This is a genomic window from Actinomycetospora cinnamomea, assembly GCF_003096675.1.
Classification (GTDB): Bacteria; Actinomycetota; Actinomycetes; order Mycobacteriales; family Pseudonocardiaceae; genus Actinomycetospora; species Actinomycetospora cinnamomea.
The window spans coordinates 261,479-277,326 of the sequence record NZ_QEKW01000007.1; the positions used below are offsets into that span (position 1 = coordinate 261,479).

At 76.2% G+C, this 15,848-nt stretch carries 20 protein-coding genes; 7 read left to right on the plus strand and 13 right to left on the minus strand.

Going from position 1 to position 15,848, the window contains the following annotated elements; genetic code table 11:
* The first annotated feature begins 214 nt into the window (after nt 1-214).
* Nucleotides 215-937 (plus strand): DUF4383 domain-containing protein, encoded by a 723-nt coding sequence (locus C8D89_RS15800; RefSeq protein ID WP_116709057.1) that lies wholly within the window; start codon nt 215-217, stop codon nt 935-937.
* 23 nt (nt 938-960) lie between these two features.
* Here the strand turns inward: C8D89_RS15800 and C8D89_RS15805 are convergent, their stop codons facing one another.
* Both C8D89_RS15805 and C8D89_RS15810 read right to left on the minus strand, forming a co-directional pair.
* Nucleotides 961-1,890, minus strand: a complete 930-nt coding sequence (locus C8D89_RS15805) for a DUF389 domain-containing protein (RefSeq protein ID WP_116709058.1) — start codon at nt 1,888-1,890, stop codon at nt 961-963.
* 10 nt (nt 1,891-1,900) lie between these two features.
* Nucleotides 1,901-2,650 carry a HemK2/MTQ2 family protein methyltransferase gene (locus C8D89_RS15810; protein ID WP_116709059.1) on the minus strand — a complete coding sequence of 250 codons (750 nt, stop codon included), beginning with the start codon at nt 2,648-2,650 and terminating at the stop codon, nt 1,901-1,903.
* A gap of 263 nt (nt 2,651-2,913) precedes the next feature.
* On the opposite strand from C8D89_RS15810, the gene C8D89_RS15815 reads away from it, so the two are divergent.
* Nucleotides 2,914-3,933: an iron-containing redox enzyme family protein gene (locus C8D89_RS15815; RefSeq protein ID WP_116709060.1), complete on the plus strand. Its 1,020-nt coding sequence runs from the start codon at nt 2,914-2,916 to the stop codon at nt 3,931-3,933.
* On the opposite strand, the gene C8D89_RS15820 is transcribed toward C8D89_RS15815, so the two are convergent.
* The 8 genes from C8D89_RS15820 to C8D89_RS15850 form a co-directional block, all read right to left on the minus strand.
* On the minus strand, nt 3,903-4,160 hold the full coding sequence (locus C8D89_RS15820; RefSeq protein WP_116709061.1) for a CDGSH iron-sulfur domain-containing protein: 258 nt from the start codon (nt 4,158-4,160) through the stop codon (nt 3,903-3,905). The two genes, C8D89_RS15815 and C8D89_RS15820, sit on opposite strands and share 31 nt — an antisense overlap.
* A gap of 80 nt (nt 4,161-4,240) precedes the next feature.
* On the minus strand, nt 4,241-4,966 hold the full coding sequence (locus C8D89_RS15825; protein ID WP_116709062.1) for an alpha/beta fold hydrolase: 726 nt from the start codon (nt 4,964-4,966) through the stop codon (nt 4,241-4,243).
* A gap of 17 nt (nt 4,967-4,983) precedes the next feature.
* The gene (gene galK, locus C8D89_RS15830; RefSeq protein WP_116709063.1) at nt 4,984-6,165 is read right to left on the minus strand and encodes a galactokinase; all 1,182 of its coding nucleotides are present in this window, start codon (nt 6,163-6,165) and stop codon (nt 4,984-4,986) included.
* Nucleotides 6,162-7,148 carry a galactose-1-phosphate uridylyltransferase gene (gene galT / locus C8D89_RS15835; RefSeq protein WP_116709064.1) on the minus strand — a complete coding sequence of 329 codons (987 nt, stop codon included), beginning with the start codon at nt 7,146-7,148 and terminating at the stop codon, nt 6,162-6,164. The genes galK and galT overlap by 4 nt, the downstream gene beginning before the upstream one ends.
* Nucleotides 7,145-7,285 carry a hypothetical protein gene (locus C8D89_RS29280; protein ID WP_165825731.1) on the minus strand — a complete coding sequence of 47 codons (141 nt, stop codon included), beginning with the start codon at nt 7,283-7,285 and terminating at the stop codon, nt 7,145-7,147. Before C8D89_RS29280 ends, galT begins: the two co-directional genes overlap by 4 nt.
* A 25-nt stretch (nt 7,286-7,310) precedes the next feature.
* Entirely contained in the window at nt 7,311-7,658 is a 348-nt protein-coding gene (locus tag C8D89_RS15840) for a PadR family transcriptional regulator (protein ID WP_133251925.1), read from the minus strand.
* Between the two features lie 78 nt (nt 7,659-7,736).
* A complete protein-coding gene (locus C8D89_RS15845) occupies nt 7,737-8,951 on the minus strand; it encodes a glycosyltransferase (RefSeq protein ID WP_116709066.1) in 1,215 nt (404 codons plus the stop codon).
* On the minus strand, nt 8,951-9,931 hold the full coding sequence (locus C8D89_RS15850) for a glucosyl-3-phosphoglycerate synthase (protein WP_243418136.1): 981 nt from the start codon (nt 9,929-9,931) through the stop codon (nt 8,951-8,953). The genes C8D89_RS15845 and C8D89_RS15850 overlap by 1 nt, the downstream gene beginning before the upstream one ends.
* A gap of 43 nt (nt 9,932-9,974) precedes the next feature.
* Here C8D89_RS15850 and C8D89_RS15855 point away from each other — a divergent pair, with 43 nt between their 5' ends.
* Genes C8D89_RS15855 through C8D89_RS15865 form a run of 3 tightly spaced genes read left to right on the plus strand, consistent with a single transcriptional unit; the run spans nt 9,975 to nt 12,576 of the window.
* On the plus strand, nt 9,975-10,961 hold the full coding sequence (locus tag C8D89_RS15855) for a Gfo/Idh/MocA family protein (RefSeq protein WP_243418137.1): 987 nt from the start codon (nt 9,975-9,977) through the stop codon (nt 10,959-10,961).
* A complete protein-coding gene (locus C8D89_RS15860) occupies nt 10,954-12,045 on the plus strand; it encodes a zinc-dependent alcohol dehydrogenase (RefSeq protein WP_207787244.1) in 1,092 nt (363 codons plus the stop codon). Before C8D89_RS15855 ends, C8D89_RS15860 begins: the two co-directional genes overlap by 8 nt.
* Before the next feature lie 48 nt (nt 12,046-12,093).
* On the plus strand, nt 12,094-12,576 hold the full coding sequence (locus C8D89_RS15865) for a YbaK/EbsC family protein (RefSeq protein WP_116709067.1): 483 nt from the start codon (nt 12,094-12,096) through the stop codon (nt 12,574-12,576).
* A 32-nt stretch (nt 12,577-12,608) separates the two neighbouring features.
* Here the strand turns inward: C8D89_RS15865 and C8D89_RS15870 are convergent, their stop codons facing one another.
* A complete protein-coding gene (locus tag C8D89_RS15870; RefSeq protein WP_243418138.1) occupies nt 12,609-13,085 on the minus strand; it encodes a DUF4396 domain-containing protein in 477 nt (158 codons plus the stop codon).
* 292 nt (nt 13,086-13,377) lie between these two features.
* Here C8D89_RS15870 and C8D89_RS30305 point away from each other — a divergent pair, with 292 nt between their 5' ends.
* Both C8D89_RS30305 and C8D89_RS15880 read left to right on the plus strand, forming a co-directional pair.
* Nucleotides 13,378-13,533 (plus strand): hypothetical protein, encoded by a 156-nt coding sequence (locus C8D89_RS30305; RefSeq protein ID WP_165825732.1) that lies wholly within the window; start codon nt 13,378-13,380, stop codon nt 13,531-13,533.
* A gap of 150 nt (nt 13,534-13,683) precedes the next feature.
* Complete coding sequence (locus tag C8D89_RS15880) at nt 13,684-14,304, plus strand: TetR-like C-terminal domain-containing protein (RefSeq protein WP_243418139.1); 621 nt, start codon at nt 13,684-13,686, stop codon at nt 14,302-14,304.
* Nucleotides 14,305-14,409: 105 nt separating this feature from the next.
* Here the strand turns inward: C8D89_RS15880 and C8D89_RS15885 are convergent, their stop codons facing one another.
* Together C8D89_RS15885 and C8D89_RS15890 are read right to left on the minus strand one after the other, a co-directional pair.
* The gene (locus C8D89_RS15885) at nt 14,410-15,162 is read right to left on the minus strand and encodes an SDR family oxidoreductase (RefSeq protein WP_207787245.1); all 753 of its coding nucleotides are present in this window, start codon (nt 15,160-15,162) and stop codon (nt 14,410-14,412) included.
* A 333-nt stretch (nt 15,163-15,495) separates the two neighbouring features.
* Nucleotides 15,496-15,759 (minus strand): hypothetical protein, encoded by a 264-nt coding sequence (locus C8D89_RS15890; RefSeq protein WP_133251926.1) that lies wholly within the window; start codon nt 15,757-15,759, stop codon nt 15,496-15,498.
* Nucleotides 15,760-15,848 lie beyond the last annotated feature (89 nt).

Sequence of the window (15,848 nt, forward strand, 5' to 3'; positions counted from 1 at the left end):
CTTCTCCTCGTGATGATTCCGGTTGCGTGCGTGTGGTTCGCTGTCCGGCCTCCCGGCCGGTCACGCTTCGGCTACCCGTGCCCCGGCGCCACGTATTCGTCGGAAACGGGTGTGACCCGTGCGACGCCGGTGGTGTAGGGCTCGACCGCCGACGTCCGGACCACGCTCGGGCCGGGGGTTCCCGGGCGGGGGTCGGCTGGGCATCCCGGCGGGCATGACGCAGCCGGCGAACCGCAGAGGCGAACCCCCGCAGCCCGACGCCAACGACACCCCGCAGCAGCACGACCAGCAGGGTCGGGCGGCGGGCCCGTACGCCCCGCCGGGACGGGACGAGCAGGGCAACCCGGTCCCCTCGGTGCCCCACGAGGGGCTGCTGGGCCGGATCGGGGTCGCGATCGTCCTCGGCGAGGCCGTCGTGCTCGCCGCGGTCGGCATCGCCGGCCTGGTCACGAGCTGGGGTGCCGGTTTCACCGAGCAGGTGCCGAACACCGTGCTGGCCCTGCGGCTCAACCCCGCGCACTCGGTCCTGCTGCTGGTCACCGCCGTCGCCGGCGCCGCGTGCACGCTGAAGCGCAGCTCCCTGCGCGCGTTCGCCATCACGCAGGCGGTCGTCTACATCCTGCTGTTCGTCTTCGGCTCGGCGTTCAGCGTCAGCACGGGCGGCTCGACGTTCCTCGCGCTCAACACCCCCGACCACGTCCTGCACGGGGTGCTCGCGATCCTCGGGTTCATCGTGCTCATGGTGTCGAGCGCGCGCATCGTCGAGCCCCCGCCCGGGTCGCTCCCCTACCCCGGCGCCATCGAGCGCGAGGACGGGCAGCAGCCGGAGGGCCCGACGCCGGCGTCGCCGGAGCCGGACCGCAGCGAGGGGTCGAGCGGCGAGTGGGGCGGTCCCCAGGGACCGCAGGGCCAGGAGCGCGCCGGGGACCGCGGCTGATCTCGCGGTGCTCCGGGCCCGCGTCAGGCCAGCGGGCGGCGGCCGTGGTGCACGAACCGGTCCTTGAGGAGGACCACGGCCCCGCCCAGCACCACCACGAGGCCCATGTCCGCAGCGGTGCGCTGCAGGCCCTCGAGGGCGAGCGGGACGTCCCCGGAGACCACGCCGACGCCCACCAGCGCCGCCGCGGGGACGAGCGCCAGCGCGATCAGCGCGCCGGCGAGGACCGCCTCGCGGAACGACGTGACGATGAGCAGCCCGGCCAGCGCGCCGCACGCGCCGACGAGCCAGTCCGCCGCGGTCGGATCGACGACCATGTGCACACCCTGGCTGGAGGCGAGCACACCGGGCCCGGCCAGGCCGAGGGCCCGCAGCACGAGGAACGCGACGCCGCCGCCGGCCGCGAGGAGGGCGTACCCGACGACGACGGAGACCAGCGCGCGCCGGATGCGGTAGAGGCTGCCCCGCAGCAGCGCGAGCGCCAGCTTCGCCACGGGCTCGAACGCGGGCGCGATGATCGCCGACGCGGCCAGCGCGAGCGCCTGCGGCACGGCCGGGGACAACAGTCCCGCGACCGCGAGCCCACCGCCGAGGCCCATGAGGGCGAGGTAGTTGAGGCTCGTGCGCCCGTGGTGGCGCAGCGTGCGCTCGAACTCCTCCCACGGGGACTCGTCGGCGTCGTCCTCGATCGCGCGCTCCGCGCCCGTCGACACCACGGTCTCCGTGCGCCACGTCCCCACGGTGAGCGGGCCGTGCTCGCGGGCCCGCTCCACGACGGACAGGACGGAGTCGACGGAGCGGTTGAGCACGTGGGCGGTCAGCACGTCACCGGCCGGCTTCACCGAGCCGCCGCGCTGCAGGGTCAGCGAGAGCACACCGTCGTGCTTCTCCAGCTCCGCGACCAGCTCGTCGGTGGCCCCGGCGGGAACCGTGACGTCGATCTGGTGGTGCACCCGCCGCTCCTCAGCGCTCGGTGGGGGACGACGAGGGCCGCACCGCGCGGACGACCACCAGCTCCTCGGTGTCCTGGTCCTCGCGGACGAGCCCCCGCTCGCGCAGCAGCGCGCGGCGCGCGGTGAGCACCGGGCCGAACGGGTGCTCGTGCCGGAGCACGACCTCCGCGTGCATGCCCCGCTCCTGCAGCCGCCGCACCGTGAGCGCGGGGTCGTTGAAGGCGGAGTGCACGACGAGCAGCCGGCCGCCGGGCCGCAGCACGCGCGACGCCTCGGCGCACACGCGGTCGAGCACCAGCCGCCCGTCGCACCCGCCGTCGAAGGCCCGCGCGAGACCGTGCTCGGGCAGGTCGTCGGTCGCGGTCGGGACGTAGGGCGGGTTGGAGACGACGACGTCGAACTGCTCGCCGGCCACCGGTGCGGTGAGGTCGCCCCGCAGCGTGCGGACCCGGCGGCCGTGGCGGGCGGCGTTGACGCGCGTGGAGAGCAGGGCGCGACGCGACAGGTCGACCGCAGTGACGTCGGTGTGCGGCACGCGAGCGGCGACCACGGAGAGCGCGCCCGCGCCGGCGCCGAGCTCGAGGACGCGGCACGGGCGGTCGGCGCCGCAGCCGTGGTCGGTGAGCTCGCGGCGCAGGACGTCGGCGAGCAGCCAGGTGTCGCGCTGCACCGGATACACGCCCGGGACCCGGAAGACGCGGTGGTGCGGGCGGATACCGGGCACCGGGGTGTGGCGGGGGTCCGGGGCGACGGTCGTCATCGGGCTCCTCGTCGGGCTCGGGGGGCGAGTCGGGTCGCCGAGTGCCGGCGGCACCGATCGGCCCGGCCGCGAGGCGGCGGGGCGTCGTCGACCCGGCGGAGGCGTTACCCGATCGCGGGCAACCACCGATCCCCCGCGTGCCGCCCGTTCAGCGTCGTGCACGTCACGCCGCACGGCGGGTCTCGCGGCGCGGTCGACCGGGTACCACCGGATCTCGCCACGTCCACGACACGCCGCATGGCGCCTGCTCCAGGGAGCGATCCGTGCCCGTCCTGCCCCGTGCCCGCGGCCCGGTCTCGGCCGCCGTGCTCGACGTCCTCGCCGGCCGCCGCGCGGCCGCGGACCTCGACCTGACGGGACACGTCGAGGACCCCTTCGGCGACGACCTCCAGCTCGCCCTCTACCTCTGCTACGAGCTCCACTACCGCTCGTTCGACGGCGTGGCCGACGACCTCGAGTGGGACCCCGACCTGCTGGCGCTGCGCGCGCGTCTCGAGGGCCCGTTCCTCGACGCCGTACGCGCGCGGGTCGCGGGCGGCGACGACGTCGACGCGGCCGTCGAGGCCCTGCTCGTCGAGCCGGCCGACGGGACGGGCCCGTCCTGGCACCTGGCGCGCGTCGGCGAGCGGGCCCAGCTCGACGAGTACGTCGCCCTGCGATCGCTGTACCACCTCAAGGAGGCCGACCCCCAGGCGTGGGTGATCCCGCGGCTGGACGGCGTCGCCGGGCGGGCCAAGGCCTCGCTGATGACCGTCGAGCACGACGAGTACGGCGCCGGGCGACCCGAGCGCGTCCACGCGCGCATCTACGCCGACATGATGGAGGGCCTCGGGCTCGACACCACGTACGGCGCCTACCTCGACGTCGCGCCGGCGCCCGTCCTCGCCACCGTCAACATCATGTCGCTGTTCGGGCTGCACCGGCGCTGGCGCGGTGCGTCGGTCGGCCAGTTCGCGCTGATCGAGATCACGTCCCCGCCCGGGGCCGCGCGGCTCGTGACGGCGATCGAGCGGCTCGGGCTCCCCCCGGAGGTCAGCGAGTTCTACGCCGAGCACGTCGAGGCCGACGCCGTGCACGAGCAGCTCGTGCGCAAGGACCTGCTGGCCGGGCTGCTCGAGCGGGAGCCGGAACTGGCCGCCGACGTCGTGCTCGGCATCCAGGCCTCGACGCTGCTCGAGGACGACCTCGCCGATCACCTCGTGCGCTGCTGGTCGGCCGGGGAGTCGGCGCTGCGGACCCCGCCGGCCGCGCCTCAGTCCCCCGTCGGGTCCTCCGCGGCCTGACCCTTCGGGGTCTGGTCCTTCGGGGCCCCCGCCCGGCGCTCCTTGCGGCGGTGGCTGGTGTCGCAGAACGGGTAGCGCTTGGTGCGCCGACACGCGCACAGCGCCACCACCGGCCGCTCGCTGGTCACCCGGGTGCCGTCCGGCAGCTCGAGCTCGACCGGGCCCTCGACCAGCACCGGACCACCCTCGGTCAGGGTCACGCGGGTGGGTCGCGAGGGTGCCGCCATGTCGGGCCTCCGGGAGCGGTGACGGGACGGGGATCGGGACCGGCTACCCCGCGGCACGGCGGGGCGACACGGTGCCCGCGTCACAGTGCGTCCGCCGCCCAGCACCGCACCCGGCGCGCGACGTCGACGGGGTGGGTCACCGGCACCATGTGCGCACCGCCCGGCAGGGTCGCGACCTCGATGCCCGGCCGCGTCCGGGCCAGCTCGGCGAGCCACGCGGAGGGGGCGATGTGGTCGTGCGGGCCGCGCAGCACGAGCACCGGGACGCGCGAGCCGGCGAGGGTGGCGCGCAGGTCGTGGAACCGGGCCCGACGCATCGTGCGCAGGAACCCGGCGAGGCGCGTCGTGAGGTACTCCCGCAGGATCTCCGGGAACCGCCGCGGGTCCTCGTGCGCCGCGGTCGCCAGCCACCGCCCGATCAGGCGCGGCCAGGGCACGGCGTGGGGGTCGGTCGTCGGCCCGACCAGGACGAGTCCGCGGACCGTAGAGGGGTGCCGCCGAGCCGTCTCGGCCACCGCCTGACAGCTCGCCGAGTGGCCGAGCAGCACCACGGGCCCGGCGTCGAGCAGCCCCCGCTCGGCGAGGCGGCGCGCCAGGCGGTCGGCCTGTGCGACGGGGGTGACCGGACTGTCGCGGTCAGCCGGGAGCCCCGCCGACGGGATGCCGAGCACGGCCGTGGGCACGGCAGCGGCGAGCCGTTGCGCGACGGCCCGCCACGCGTCGACCGTGAGGCCCAGGCCGGGCACGGCGACCGCCGTCGGAACGTCGGGCGCGGGCAGGAGCTCGGGCGCGCGCAGCAGGGGCACGGTGGGGCCTGTACCCGCTAGCGTTCCCGCCGCGCGCCGGCGGCCGGGTGCACCGCACGCGTCACGGGTTCGGGGTGCCCGTCGGCGGCGGCGCGCCGCGTCACCGCCTCCGTGATCTCCCCGACCGCGTCGACCGGCGCGAGCACCAGGACGGACCCGCCGAACCCGCCACCGATCAGGCGGGCACCGAGCGCGCCGTGCCCGCACGCGGTCTCCACGACGGCGTCGAGGGCCGGGACCGAGACCTCGAAGTCGTCGCGCAGCGAGGCGTGGGAGGCGGTGAGCTCGGGTCCGACGTCGGCGGGGCGCCCGGCGCGCAGGTGCTCGACGACCCGGTGCACCCGGGCCTGCTCGGTGACGACGTGGCGGGCGCGCCGCCGGAGGTCGTCGTCCAGCACGTCGAGCATCTCCGGCGTCGCGTCCCGCAGCGCCGGCACGCCCAGTGCCGCGGCCGCCGCGACGCACGCGGCGCGGCGGTCGGCGTAGCCGCCGTCGGCGAGGTCGTGGCGCACCCGGGTGTCGACGACCAGGGTGACCAGGCCGCGGTCCTCCAGCCCGAGCGCGACGTCCCGCGCCTCCAGCGTGCGGCAGTCCAGCAGCAGCGCGCTGCCCTCGCGGCACAGCAGCGACGCCGCCTGGTCCATGATCCCGACCGGGGCGCCGACGACGTCGTTCTCCGCGCGGCGCCCGGCGCGGGCGAGGGCTGCTCGATCGAAGGGTGGGCGATCGAAGGGTGGGCGATCGAAGGGTGGGCGGTCGAGGTCGGCGCCGGACAACTCGGCGACGGCCAGCGCCACCGCGCACTCCAGGGCCGCCGACGACGACAGCCCGGCGCCGAGCGGCACGTCCCCGGCCACCACGAGGTCCCACCCGGCACCCGCCGGGCCCTCCTCGCGCAGCGCCCAGAGCGTCCCCAGCGCGTACGCCGACCAGCCCCGGGCCCGGTGAAGCGCGTCGAGGGTGGTGGTGACGGGCGCGTCGGGCGCCTGCGCGGAGCGCACGGTGACGACGTCGTCGTCGCGGTGACCGGCGGCGACGCGGCAGCGCCGGTCGATCGCGAAGGGCAGGACGTGGCCCTCGTTGTGGTCGGTGTGCTCGCCGATGAGGTTCACCCGGCCGGGCGCGGAGAACACGCCCTCGGGGTCGCGGCCGACCGTGACGCGGAAGGCCGCGGCCAGGGCCTCGGCGGGGTCGGTCACGCCGGTACCTCCACGTTCGCGCACCCCGCACGCAGGCGCTCCGCGGCGACCTCGGGCGCGACGTCGGTGAGGAACGCGCCGCCGAAGGTCTCCGAGCCCGCGAGGTACTTCAGCTTGCCCCCGCCGCGGTGCGGCGGGCAGATCTCGACGTGCAGGTGGGAGACGTCGCGGTCGGTGCCGTCGGTGGGCGCCGCGTGCACGCCGAGCAGGTATGAGGTGGAGACACCGAAGAAGCGGTCGTATCCGGCGAGGACCCGCGCGAGCACGCGGGCGAGGTCGCCGCGGGCATGCGCGGAGAGCTCGGGCAGTGACGGGACGTGCGCGCGGCTCCAGACGTCGACCTCGTACGGGAAGCGCGCCCACGGCGGCACCCCGGCCACGAAGTGCTCCCCGGCGACGACCTCGCGCACCCCGCCGGCCTCGGCGGCGACGACGTCGCAGAACACGCACCGCCCGGTGCGGTCGTGGTGGCGGCGGGCGGCGGCCAGCTCGCGGGACGGGCGCGGCGGGACGTCGGGGTAGGCGAAGATCTGGCCGTGCGGGTGGTGCAGCGTCACGCCGACCGCCTCGCCCTTGTTCTCGAACGGCAGGACGTAGCGCACGGCGGGGTCGGCGCCGAGGTCGGCGACGCGGCGGGCCCAGGTCTCGATCAGCAGGCGCACCCGGGTGACCCCGACGTCGGCCAGGGTCGCGTGGTGGTCGTCGGTGAACACCACGACCTCGCAGTGCCCATAGGCCGGCTCCACCGGCACGAGCGCGGTGCCCTCGACGTCGGGCTCCGGCGGGCGGGTCGACAGCGACGGGAACCGGTTGGCGAACACCGCGATCTCGTAGTGCTCGCGCGGGACCTCCGTGGGCTCGTGCCCCGGGCGCGTGGGACACAGCGGGCAGGACGCGGCCGACGGCTGGTACGTGCGGTCCTGGCGGTGGGTCGCGACCGTGACCCACTCGCCGTGCGTGGGGTCGAAGCGGCGCTCGCTCACGAGCCCTCGGTGACCGGGTCGATGGTCGTCACCCAGGAGTAGAACCGGATCGGCCGCCCGTCGGGCAGCTCCTCGACCTCCTCGCGCACCGCCGGACCGTCCGGCCGGTCCGGGCCCTCGTGATCGCGCTCCTCCACCGCACCTCCCCTCGACGGCGGGAGGCTAGCGGCCCCCACCGTCGGCGAGGTGGTGCAGCGACGCGGCGAAGGCGTCGGCGGCGCGGCGGCGGGCGGCCAGGGACCGCGTGCCGGTGTCGGTGAGGCGGTAGCGGCGGGGGTCCTGGGACGGCCGGCTCACCAGGCGGTTGCGTTGGAGACGGTGCAGCGTCGGGACGATGCGCGAGAACGGCAGGTCGAGGGCGTCGCCCACCTGCGAGCGCAGCACGTCCGCGATCTCGTCCTGGCGCAGCGGCCCGTCGGCCAGGGCCGCGAGGACGATGGCGTCCACCTGCCCGCGGTCACGGATGCGGGCGCGCGAGCCGGTGGCGCGGCGGGAGGCCGTCGTGGTCATGGTCAGCAGGATCGCCCCGCGGCCCGGTGCCACAAACGACGCCGATGGGCCCACCCGGCCGTGGCGGCCGGAGCAGGCTCACCCCGCGGTCGGCGGTGGGCCGACGGCGACGAGCGGCGCGCGGCCCGGCCGCTCCGCCCGGGCCAGCACCTCGCGGTAGAGGTCGAGGTAGCCACGGGCCATCACGGCGGGGGTGAAGCGGCGTCGCGCCGCGTCCCGGCAGGCGTCGCGGTCGAGATCGCGGTCGGCGCCCGCGGCGAGCAGCCCGGCGAGCGCGTCCTCGTCGTCCGGGCGACCGAGCAGGCCGGTGCGTCCCGGGTCGAGGAGCTCGGGCAGGCACCCGCGGGCGTACCCGACGACGGGCGTGCCCAGCGCCAGGGACTCGACGACGCCCGTGCCGCCCGGCTCCTCCCACTGCAGCGGGCAGAGCTGGGCGGACGCCGAGGCGACCAGGCCGTCGCGTGCGGCGCCGTGCAGCGCGCCGACCCACCGGACGCGGTCGCCGTCGAGCAGCGGCGCGACCTCGTCGAGGAACCAGGCGACGTCGGGGTGCTCGCGTGCCCGCGGGTCGGTGGCCAGCGCGTGCTCGAGCGCCGCCGCGTCGTGGTGCGGCCCGACGGGTCCGGCGAGGACGACGCGGCGGCCGGTGCGCCGGGCCAGGCGGGCCGCGACGTCCTGCCCCTTGGCCGCGGTGAGCCGGGCGAGGACGACGAGGTGGTCGCCGCGCGCCACGGCGGGCGGCGGGTCGTCGGCCAGCGGCGTCGCGAGGTGCACGTGCCCGAGGGCGTGGCGACGCAGCGCCGGTGGCGCGCCGGCGAGCTGGGCCGCGGACACGCCGTTGACGAACACCCGCCCCCGCCCGTCGAGCCCGCCGTAGAGCTCGGGGTGCTTGGCGAGATCCCAGTGCAGGGTGTGCAGCACCGGCACGCCCGCGTCGGCGTAGGCGACGAGTCCCCACGCCTCGAGGTGCGAGTGCACCAGGTCGACGTCGTCCCGGCCCCGGAGCTCGCGGAGCACCCGGTCCACGTGCGCGGCGGCCACGCCCATCACGCGGTTGTAGGGCGCGGCGATGTCGGCGAAGCGGGGTTCGGCGAACGTCGTGACCCGCTCGTCCACCGCGAGCCGGCTGGCCCCGACCGTCGCCAGCACCACGCGCACCCCGAGGCGGCGCAGCTCCGGGACCAGCGTGGCCAGCACGGCCTCGATGCCGCCGTAGCCCGACGGCGGCACCGGCAGCCACGGCCCCGCGTCGACGAGCACCGTCAGCGGACCGGCTCCGCCGGGAGGGCCCATCACGCCACCGGCCGGGACCGGTCGAGGACCTCGCGCAGCGGCGGGCGCTCGTCGACGGCCACGTCGGTGACGACCACCTCGCGGTCGAGTCCGCCCGGACCCGGGACCGACGGCCGCCGGTACTGCACGATCGTGGTGGCCGTGGGCACGCGCGTGAGGACGCCCTGGCGCGCGAGGCGGGCCGACGCCGCGAGCTGGATCTGCGCGGACATCCGCCCGAGGGTCTGCAGGTCGTGGTGCCGGTGGACGCGCACGCCGAGGTCGACCTGGGCCATGGCGTCGAGGCCCGCGTGCTCGAGGACGTCGACGAGCATCGCCAGCTCGACGCCGTAGCCCGTGGCGAAGGGGATGGCCTCGAGCAGGTCGCGGCACGCGGCGAACTCGCCGGCCAGCGGCTGCACGAAGCCCGCCAGCCGGGGCCAGGCGAGGTTGAGCAGCGAGCGGGCGACGAGCTCGCTGACCCGTCCCCCGCCGTCCACGTCGACGGTGCCGTCGCCGACCAGCGGCCGGTGGTAGAAGCCCTTGACGAACGCGAGGTCCGGGTCGTCGAGCAGCGGCCCGAGCAGCCCGGTCACGAAGGCGGGCGCGACGTCGTACAGGTCGGCGTCGACCGCCGCGACCAGGTCGCCCGTGCTCGCGGCGAGGCCCTTCCAGAGCGCCTCGCCCTTGCCGTGCGCGGGCGGCACGTCGGCGAGCACCGCGTCCTGGTCGACCACGGTCGCCCCGGCGGCGGCCGCCACCTCGGCGGTGGCGTCGCGCGAGCGCGAGTCGACGACGAGGATCTCGTCGACGAGCCCGGTGCGCTCGACGAGGGCCTCGCGCACGACGGTGACGATCCGGCCGATCGTCGCGGCCTCGTCGCGGGCGGGCAGCACGACGGTCACCCGCCGGCCGCCCTTCTGGGCGGCCATGCGGTCGACCGGCCAGTCTTCGGTGCGGCTCGTGCGGTGGGAGAGCCAGCGGCGGACCTCGGGGAGCACGCTGCGTGGTGCCCGATCCGCGCGACCGGGTACCAGCGCGCTCGTGATCGATACGGAGAGCGGCGGCGGGCTGCGGGTGGGGATCGTCGGGGCCGGCGGGGTCGCGCGCCGCCACGCCGGGACGCTGGCGGTGATGCCGGACGTGGCGCTGGTCGGCGTCACCGATCCGGACGCCGAGCGCGCCGAGGACCTGGCGGGAGCGGTGGGTGCGACGCCGGCCCGCGACCTCGACGCGCTGCTGGCGCGGGGCCTCGACGCGGTGTGGGTCTGCGTGCCGCCGTTCGCGCACGGCGAGGTGGAGGAACGGGTCGCGGCCGCCGGCGTGGCCCTGTTCGTCGAGAAGCCGCTCGGGCTCGACGTCGCGGCCGCGGAGCGCGTGGCCGCGGCCGTGGCGACGGCGGGGGTGCCGACGTCGGTGGGCCACCACTGGCGCTCGTCGACCGCTGTCGCCCGGGCCCGCGGGCTGCTCGCGGGCCGGACGGTGCGGCTGGTGAGCGCGACCTGGTTGGACAAGGTGCCGCCGGTGCCGTGGTGGGCGCGGCGTGGGTCGTCGGGCGGGCAGGTGGTCGAGCAGGCCGTCCACGTCCTCGACCTCGCCCGCCTGCTGGCCGGCGAGGTCACCGCGGTGCACGCGGTGGCCGACGACGCGCCACCCGACGGCGGTGACGTCGACTCCGCCACCGCCGGCACCCTGCGCTTCGCCGGCGGCGCCGTCGGCACGCTCGCCGCCACCTGCCGCCTGGGCTGGAAGCACCGCGCGGGCGTGGAGCTCTACGCCGACGACCTGGCCCTCACCGTCACCGAGGAGCAGCTCGCGGTCCGCGACGGCGAGGGCTCCTGGAGCGTCGAGGTGGACCCGGCCGAGGCCCGCACCGCGGCGGACCGGGCGTTCGTCGACCACGTCACCGGGCGCGAGCCCTCCGGCTCCGGCGTGCTCGTCGACTACGCCGAGGCCCTGCGCACCCACCGGCTCGCGTGCGCGCTGTCCGAGTCGGTGGCCTCCGGCGCACCGGTGGTGCTCGGTGCGTGAGGCGCAGGTGCTGGTCGTCGACGGCCCCGGTCGGGTGCGGTTCGTGCCCGACCCGCCGTCCGGTCCGCTGCCCGCCGCGGGGTTCGACGTGACGACCCGGTTCTCGGGGCTCTCGGCCGGCACCGACCTGAGCTGGGTCAAGGGCACCAACCCGATGCTCTCCCGCGCCTGGGACGCGGAGCTGGGGCTGTTCGACGAGACCCGCCCGGGCGCCGGCTATCCCGTGCGCAAGGTCGGCTACATGCAGGTCGGCGAGGTGACCGCGGCCGGCCCGTCGTCGGGGCGTGCGGTCGGCGACCTCGTGGCGATGACCTACGGGCACCGCACCGCGCACCGTGTCGAGCCGGCGGCCGAGCGGGTCGTACCCCTCCCCCGCGACCTCGACCCGGTGCTCGGCATCTACGCCGCGCACATGGGCCCGATCTGCGCCAACGGCGTCCTGCACGCGGCCGCCGAGGAGGGGTCGGACGACCTGGGCGCCGGCGTCCGCGACCGGATCGTGGCCGTCGTCGGCGCCGGCGTGGTCGGCCTGCTGACCGCGCTGTTCGCCGCCGAGCTGGGCGCCGCCTCGGTGACGGTCCTCGACCCGACCCCGGGGCGCCGGGCCGTCGCCGAGGCGCTCGGGCCGGCCACCCGGGACCCCGACGATCCCACGGCCGTGGCCGATCTCAAGCGCGGCTGGCGCCACGGACCCGGCGACCACGGCGCCGACGTCGTCTTCCAGTGCCGCGGGCGGGCGGCGGCGCTCGCGACGGCGCTGCGCCTGCTGCGGCCTCAGGCCACGGTGATCGACCTGGCGTTCTACGCCGACGGCGCCGAGGCGGTGCGCCTCGGCGAGGAGTTCCACCACAACGGGCTCGGGGTGCGGTGTGCCCAGATCGGCCGTGTGCCGCGGGCGCTGCGCGGGGCGTGGGACCGCGACCGGCTCTCGGCGGCGACCCTGGATCTCCTGACCGCCCGCGGCGACGACCTCGTCGCCCATGTCGTCACCGACCGCGTCCCGCTGGCCGACGCGCCCGCCCACCTCGTCGCCCTCGCCGACGGCGGGCGCCACACCGGGATCCAGACGGTCTTCACGGCCTGACCGGGATCCCGCTCGCGGGCCGGTCGGGCGCCCCCTAGCCTCCGCGCCGTGGAGACGACCACGGGCCGGGAGGCCGTCCGACGGGCGCTGGAGGCGGCCGGCGCGCCGCGGGAGATCCGGACATTCGACACGCCGGTGCCCTCGGCAGCGGCGGCCGCGGAGCAGCTGGGCTGTGCGGTCGGCGCGATCGCCAACAGCCTGGTCTTCACCGCCGGCGAGGGCGTCGTGCTCGTCCTCGCCTCGGGCGCGCACCGCGTCGACCCCGGGCGCGTGGCCGGACACCTCGGCGTCGCCAAGCGTCGGGTCAAGCGCGCCGACCCCGACACCGTCCTGCGCGCGACCGGGCAGCGCGTCGGCGGCGTGGCCCCGGTGGGCCACCCCGCCCCGCTGCCCTGCGTCGTCGACGTGGCGCTGACCGCCCACCCGACCGTCTGGGCCGGGGCCGGCGACGAGCACTCGATGTTCCCGACCACCGCCGACGAGCTCCTCGCCCTCACCGGCGGGACGCTGCTCGAGGTCGCGGCGGGCTGAGCGGGACACGGCGGCGCCGAGACCCGGGGTGATCAGTGCCCGTGGTACGCGTGCACCACGGCGTGACCGCGGCCGCGGCCGATCATCCACCGGTTCACCGGCAGCGTGACGACGAACGCGACGAGCAGGGCGAACGCGAGCGCGCCCCAGAAGACGACGCTGGTGACGCCGGCCTCCATCGCCCCGGGGACGCTCACCATGACCGCGTTGTCGACGATCTCCATGACCGCGATCGACAGGGTGTCGGCGGCCAGCGCGACCCGCACCGCCTGCCGGAACCCGACGCCGGCGCGCAGCACCCCGCGCATCGTCAGCGCGTAGCCGAAGAGGAACGCCAGGGCCACGGCCAGGGCGACGGTGGCCCACGTCGACAGCCCGAGCGCGGTGCCGATGACCATGCCCAGGACCTCGCCGATCGCACATCCGGTGAGGCAGTGCAGCGTGGCCTGCGCCGCGGTGGACCAGGGCACCGAGATGCGGCCGGACGGGTGGACGTGGGTGTCGGACACGGTGACCTCCTGGAACGGTGACGTGGTCGGTATACCCCCTGGGGGTATACAGGACAAGCCCGTTCCACGACAGGGATTTTGCGGACACGACGTCCTTATCGTGGTGTATATGTCCAGTTCGTTCACATCGGCAGCGGAGGGACACGATGAGCAGCAGCGAGACACCCCCGTACCGCGCTCGTCACCGGGGGCTCGGGCGGGATCGGCCGCGCCGTGGCGGAGCGGCTGGCGCGCGACGGCATGGCCGTCGGCGTGCACTACGCGGGCAACAAGACGCGGGCGCAGGAGGTCGTTGCGACGATCGAGGCCGCGTCGTCCCCCGCCGGCCCGGGCCGGCGATCTTGTCGGGGGCGACGTCGCCGACCCCGAGCAGATGGCCGCGGCGTTCGCCGGACCCGGCCGCTGGGTCAACGGCCAGACCCTCTTCGCCAACGGCGGGCTCGCGTGAGCCGGCCCGTTCCGGATGCACGTCGATCCCGCCGGGGACGGCGCGGAGGTGGTCGACCGCGTGGGCGACCGCGCCCGGGCGGAGTCCTACCGGCGCACGGGCGCCGGTAGGACTCCTGCCGCACCCCCGTCGACCCGAGCAGCCCGGCGCGTGACCGTTAGCGTGACCGCGGTGACCGAGCAGCAGGCCCGGCGGCGCGGGCGTGGCCGTCGCCCCGCCGACGAGGTGCGGGGCGAGGTACTCGCCGCCGCCGGGGAGCTGCTGCTCGGCGAGGGCATGGGCGGCTTCACCTTCGAGCGGGTGTCGGCCCTGTCGGGGGCGAGCCGGACGACACTGCACAAGTGGTGGCCGTCGCGCGGCGCGCTCGCGGCCGAGGCCTACTTCCGCACCGTCGAGACCACGCTCGCCTTCCCGGACACCGGCGACATCGCCGCCGACCTGACCCACCAGCTCACCGCCTTCGTGCGGCTGGTCACGGGGACGGCCGCGGGGCGGGTGATCGCCGAGCTCATCGGGTGGTCGCAGACCGATCCCGAGCTGGCCGCGGCGTACCGCGAGCACTACTCGGCGCCCCGCCGCGCGCTCGCCGTGACGGCGATCGAGCAGGCGCGGGACCGGGGCCGGCTGCGCCCGGACGTCGACGCCGAGGCGGTCGTCGACCAGCTGTGGGGCGCCTGCTACCACCGCCTGCTGATCCCCGACCAGCCGCTGACCGAGGCCTTCGCCCGGACCGTCGTGGACCAGCTCGTGCGCGGGTTGCGGCCGGCGTGAGTCAGCGGAAGTCGGCGGCGTGGTCCCACGCCCACCGGGCGTAGGTCCGGGCGGGGCGACCGAGCAGCCGCCGGACGTCGGTGGTGACGGGCTCCGGGTCGTCGATCATCGCCATCTGCGCCCGGACGATGCCCCGCGCCAGGTCGGGCGGCACGCCGTCGAACAACGCCGGCGCCTTCTCCTCCCCACGTCGACGAACCGCAGCGGCCGCCCGAGCGCCGCGCCGATCGCGGCCACCTGCTGCTCGTGGGTGACCCGCTCGGGACCGGTGATCTCGTACACCGCACCCTCGTGCCCTTCCTCGAGCAGGGCCCGCACCGCGACCTCGGCCAGGTCCGCCTCGTGCACCAGCGGTCGGGCGATCGACCGCCCGAACCACCGGACCTCGTCCCCCCGGCGCACCTGCTCGGCCCACGCGAGCGTGTTGGTGGCGAAGCCGCCGCCGCGCACGAACGTCCACTCCTTCGCCGCGTCCCGGACGAGCCGTTCGAGGAGGGCGTGCGAGGCGAGGATGCCGCTCGCGGTGTCGTCGGGTCGCGGCGGGACCCCGATCGCCGACAGGTACACGAGCCGCCGCGCCCGACTGAGCGCGGCGATCGTGTCCGCAGCGACGCCGTCACCGGCCACCGAGGGATACACCAGGAACACCGCTTCGGCGCCCTCGACGGCGGGCGCGAGGGTCTCTGGGGCGGTGAGGTCGGCGACGCACGGCTCGACTCCGTGGCGGCGTGCCAGATCACCGAGCGCCCGTGCGTTGCGGGCGACCGCCCGCACCTCGACACCGCGGCGGCCCGCGAGCTGCGCCACGACCTGTCCCCCGACACTGCCCGTCGCCCCGGTCACCACGATCGTCGTCATGACGGCGACGCTAGGAACTCGACGAAGGTCGAGGTCAAGCGATCGCTGCTACGTGGCAATGCGGTCGTCCGCCGGGTCTTCGTTGTCGTTCGGGGTCGATCGAGGGTGGGGGCGTGAACCACGGCAGCCCGTCGAGGATCTCGACGGTCCAGTGTCGGTGGTGGATCAGCTGGTGGCGGCAGAGCAGCACGCAGTTCAAGAGGCCACGCTATTGGTACCTTCAGCGCCCAGCCCCGGTCGCCGAGGCTTCAATAACGTGGCGGTGGTTCTGGCCACGACCGGTGGCGTGCCTCGTGGAGCTGCGGGGCGGGATGGGGCGCCTGGCCCGGAACTTCACCCCACGCCGCCAACGCTGAGCTGGGCGCGCACCGTTTCGGTTAGCTTCTGCGTGGCGCGGGCGAGCGCGGCCCGGTCCGTCGTGGACAGGCGGACCTCGGCGTCAGGCTGCTCGCGAGCGGACACCGGCGCGTGCAACACGACCGCGGCTTCGGCGCTGGTCAGCTCGACGATCACATGATCGCGCGGCGTGTAGACCTCGGCGCCGGCTACCTCCACCGGCCGGGTCGGGGTGTGCGGTCGTCCGAGCGGGTCGGCCATGAGTTCCGGGTCTCCGTTGCGTCCTGGTATCCGGCGGCGGGATCGTCACACTTCGGGCGACTACTGGCACACCACTGTGCGTCACTACC

What these genes read in the sequence shown, in the direction of transcription:
- C8D89_RS15800 (WP_116709057.1), top strand. Translation starts at nt 215, where the DNA reads ATGACGCAGCCGGCGAACCGCAGAGGCGAACCCCCGCAGCCCGACGCC.
- C8D89_RS15810 (WP_116709059.1), bottom strand. Translation starts at nt 2,650, where the DNA reads ATGACGACCGTCGCCCCGGACCCCCGCCACACCCCGGTGCCCGGTATC.
- C8D89_RS15820 (WP_116709061.1), bottom strand. Translation starts at nt 4,160, where the DNA reads ATGGCGGCACCCTCGCGACCCACCCGCGTGACCCTGACCGAGGGTGGT.
- C8D89_RS15840 (WP_133251925.1), bottom strand. Translation starts at nt 7,658, where the DNA reads ATGACCACGACGGCCTCCCGCCGCGCCACCGGCTCGCGCGCCCGCATC.
- C8D89_RS15845 (WP_116709066.1), bottom strand. Translation starts at nt 8,951, where the DNA reads ATGGGCCCTCCCGGCGGAGCCGGTCCGCTGACGGTGCTCGTCGACGCG.
- C8D89_RS15885 (WP_207787245.1), bottom strand. Translation starts at nt 15,162, where the DNA reads ATGACGACGATCGTGGTGACCGGGGCGACGGGCAGTGTCGGGGGACAG.
- C8D89_RS15890 (WP_133251926.1), bottom strand. Translation starts at nt 15,759, where the DNA reads ATGGCCGACCCGCTCGGACGACCGCACACCCCGACCCGGCCGGTGGAG.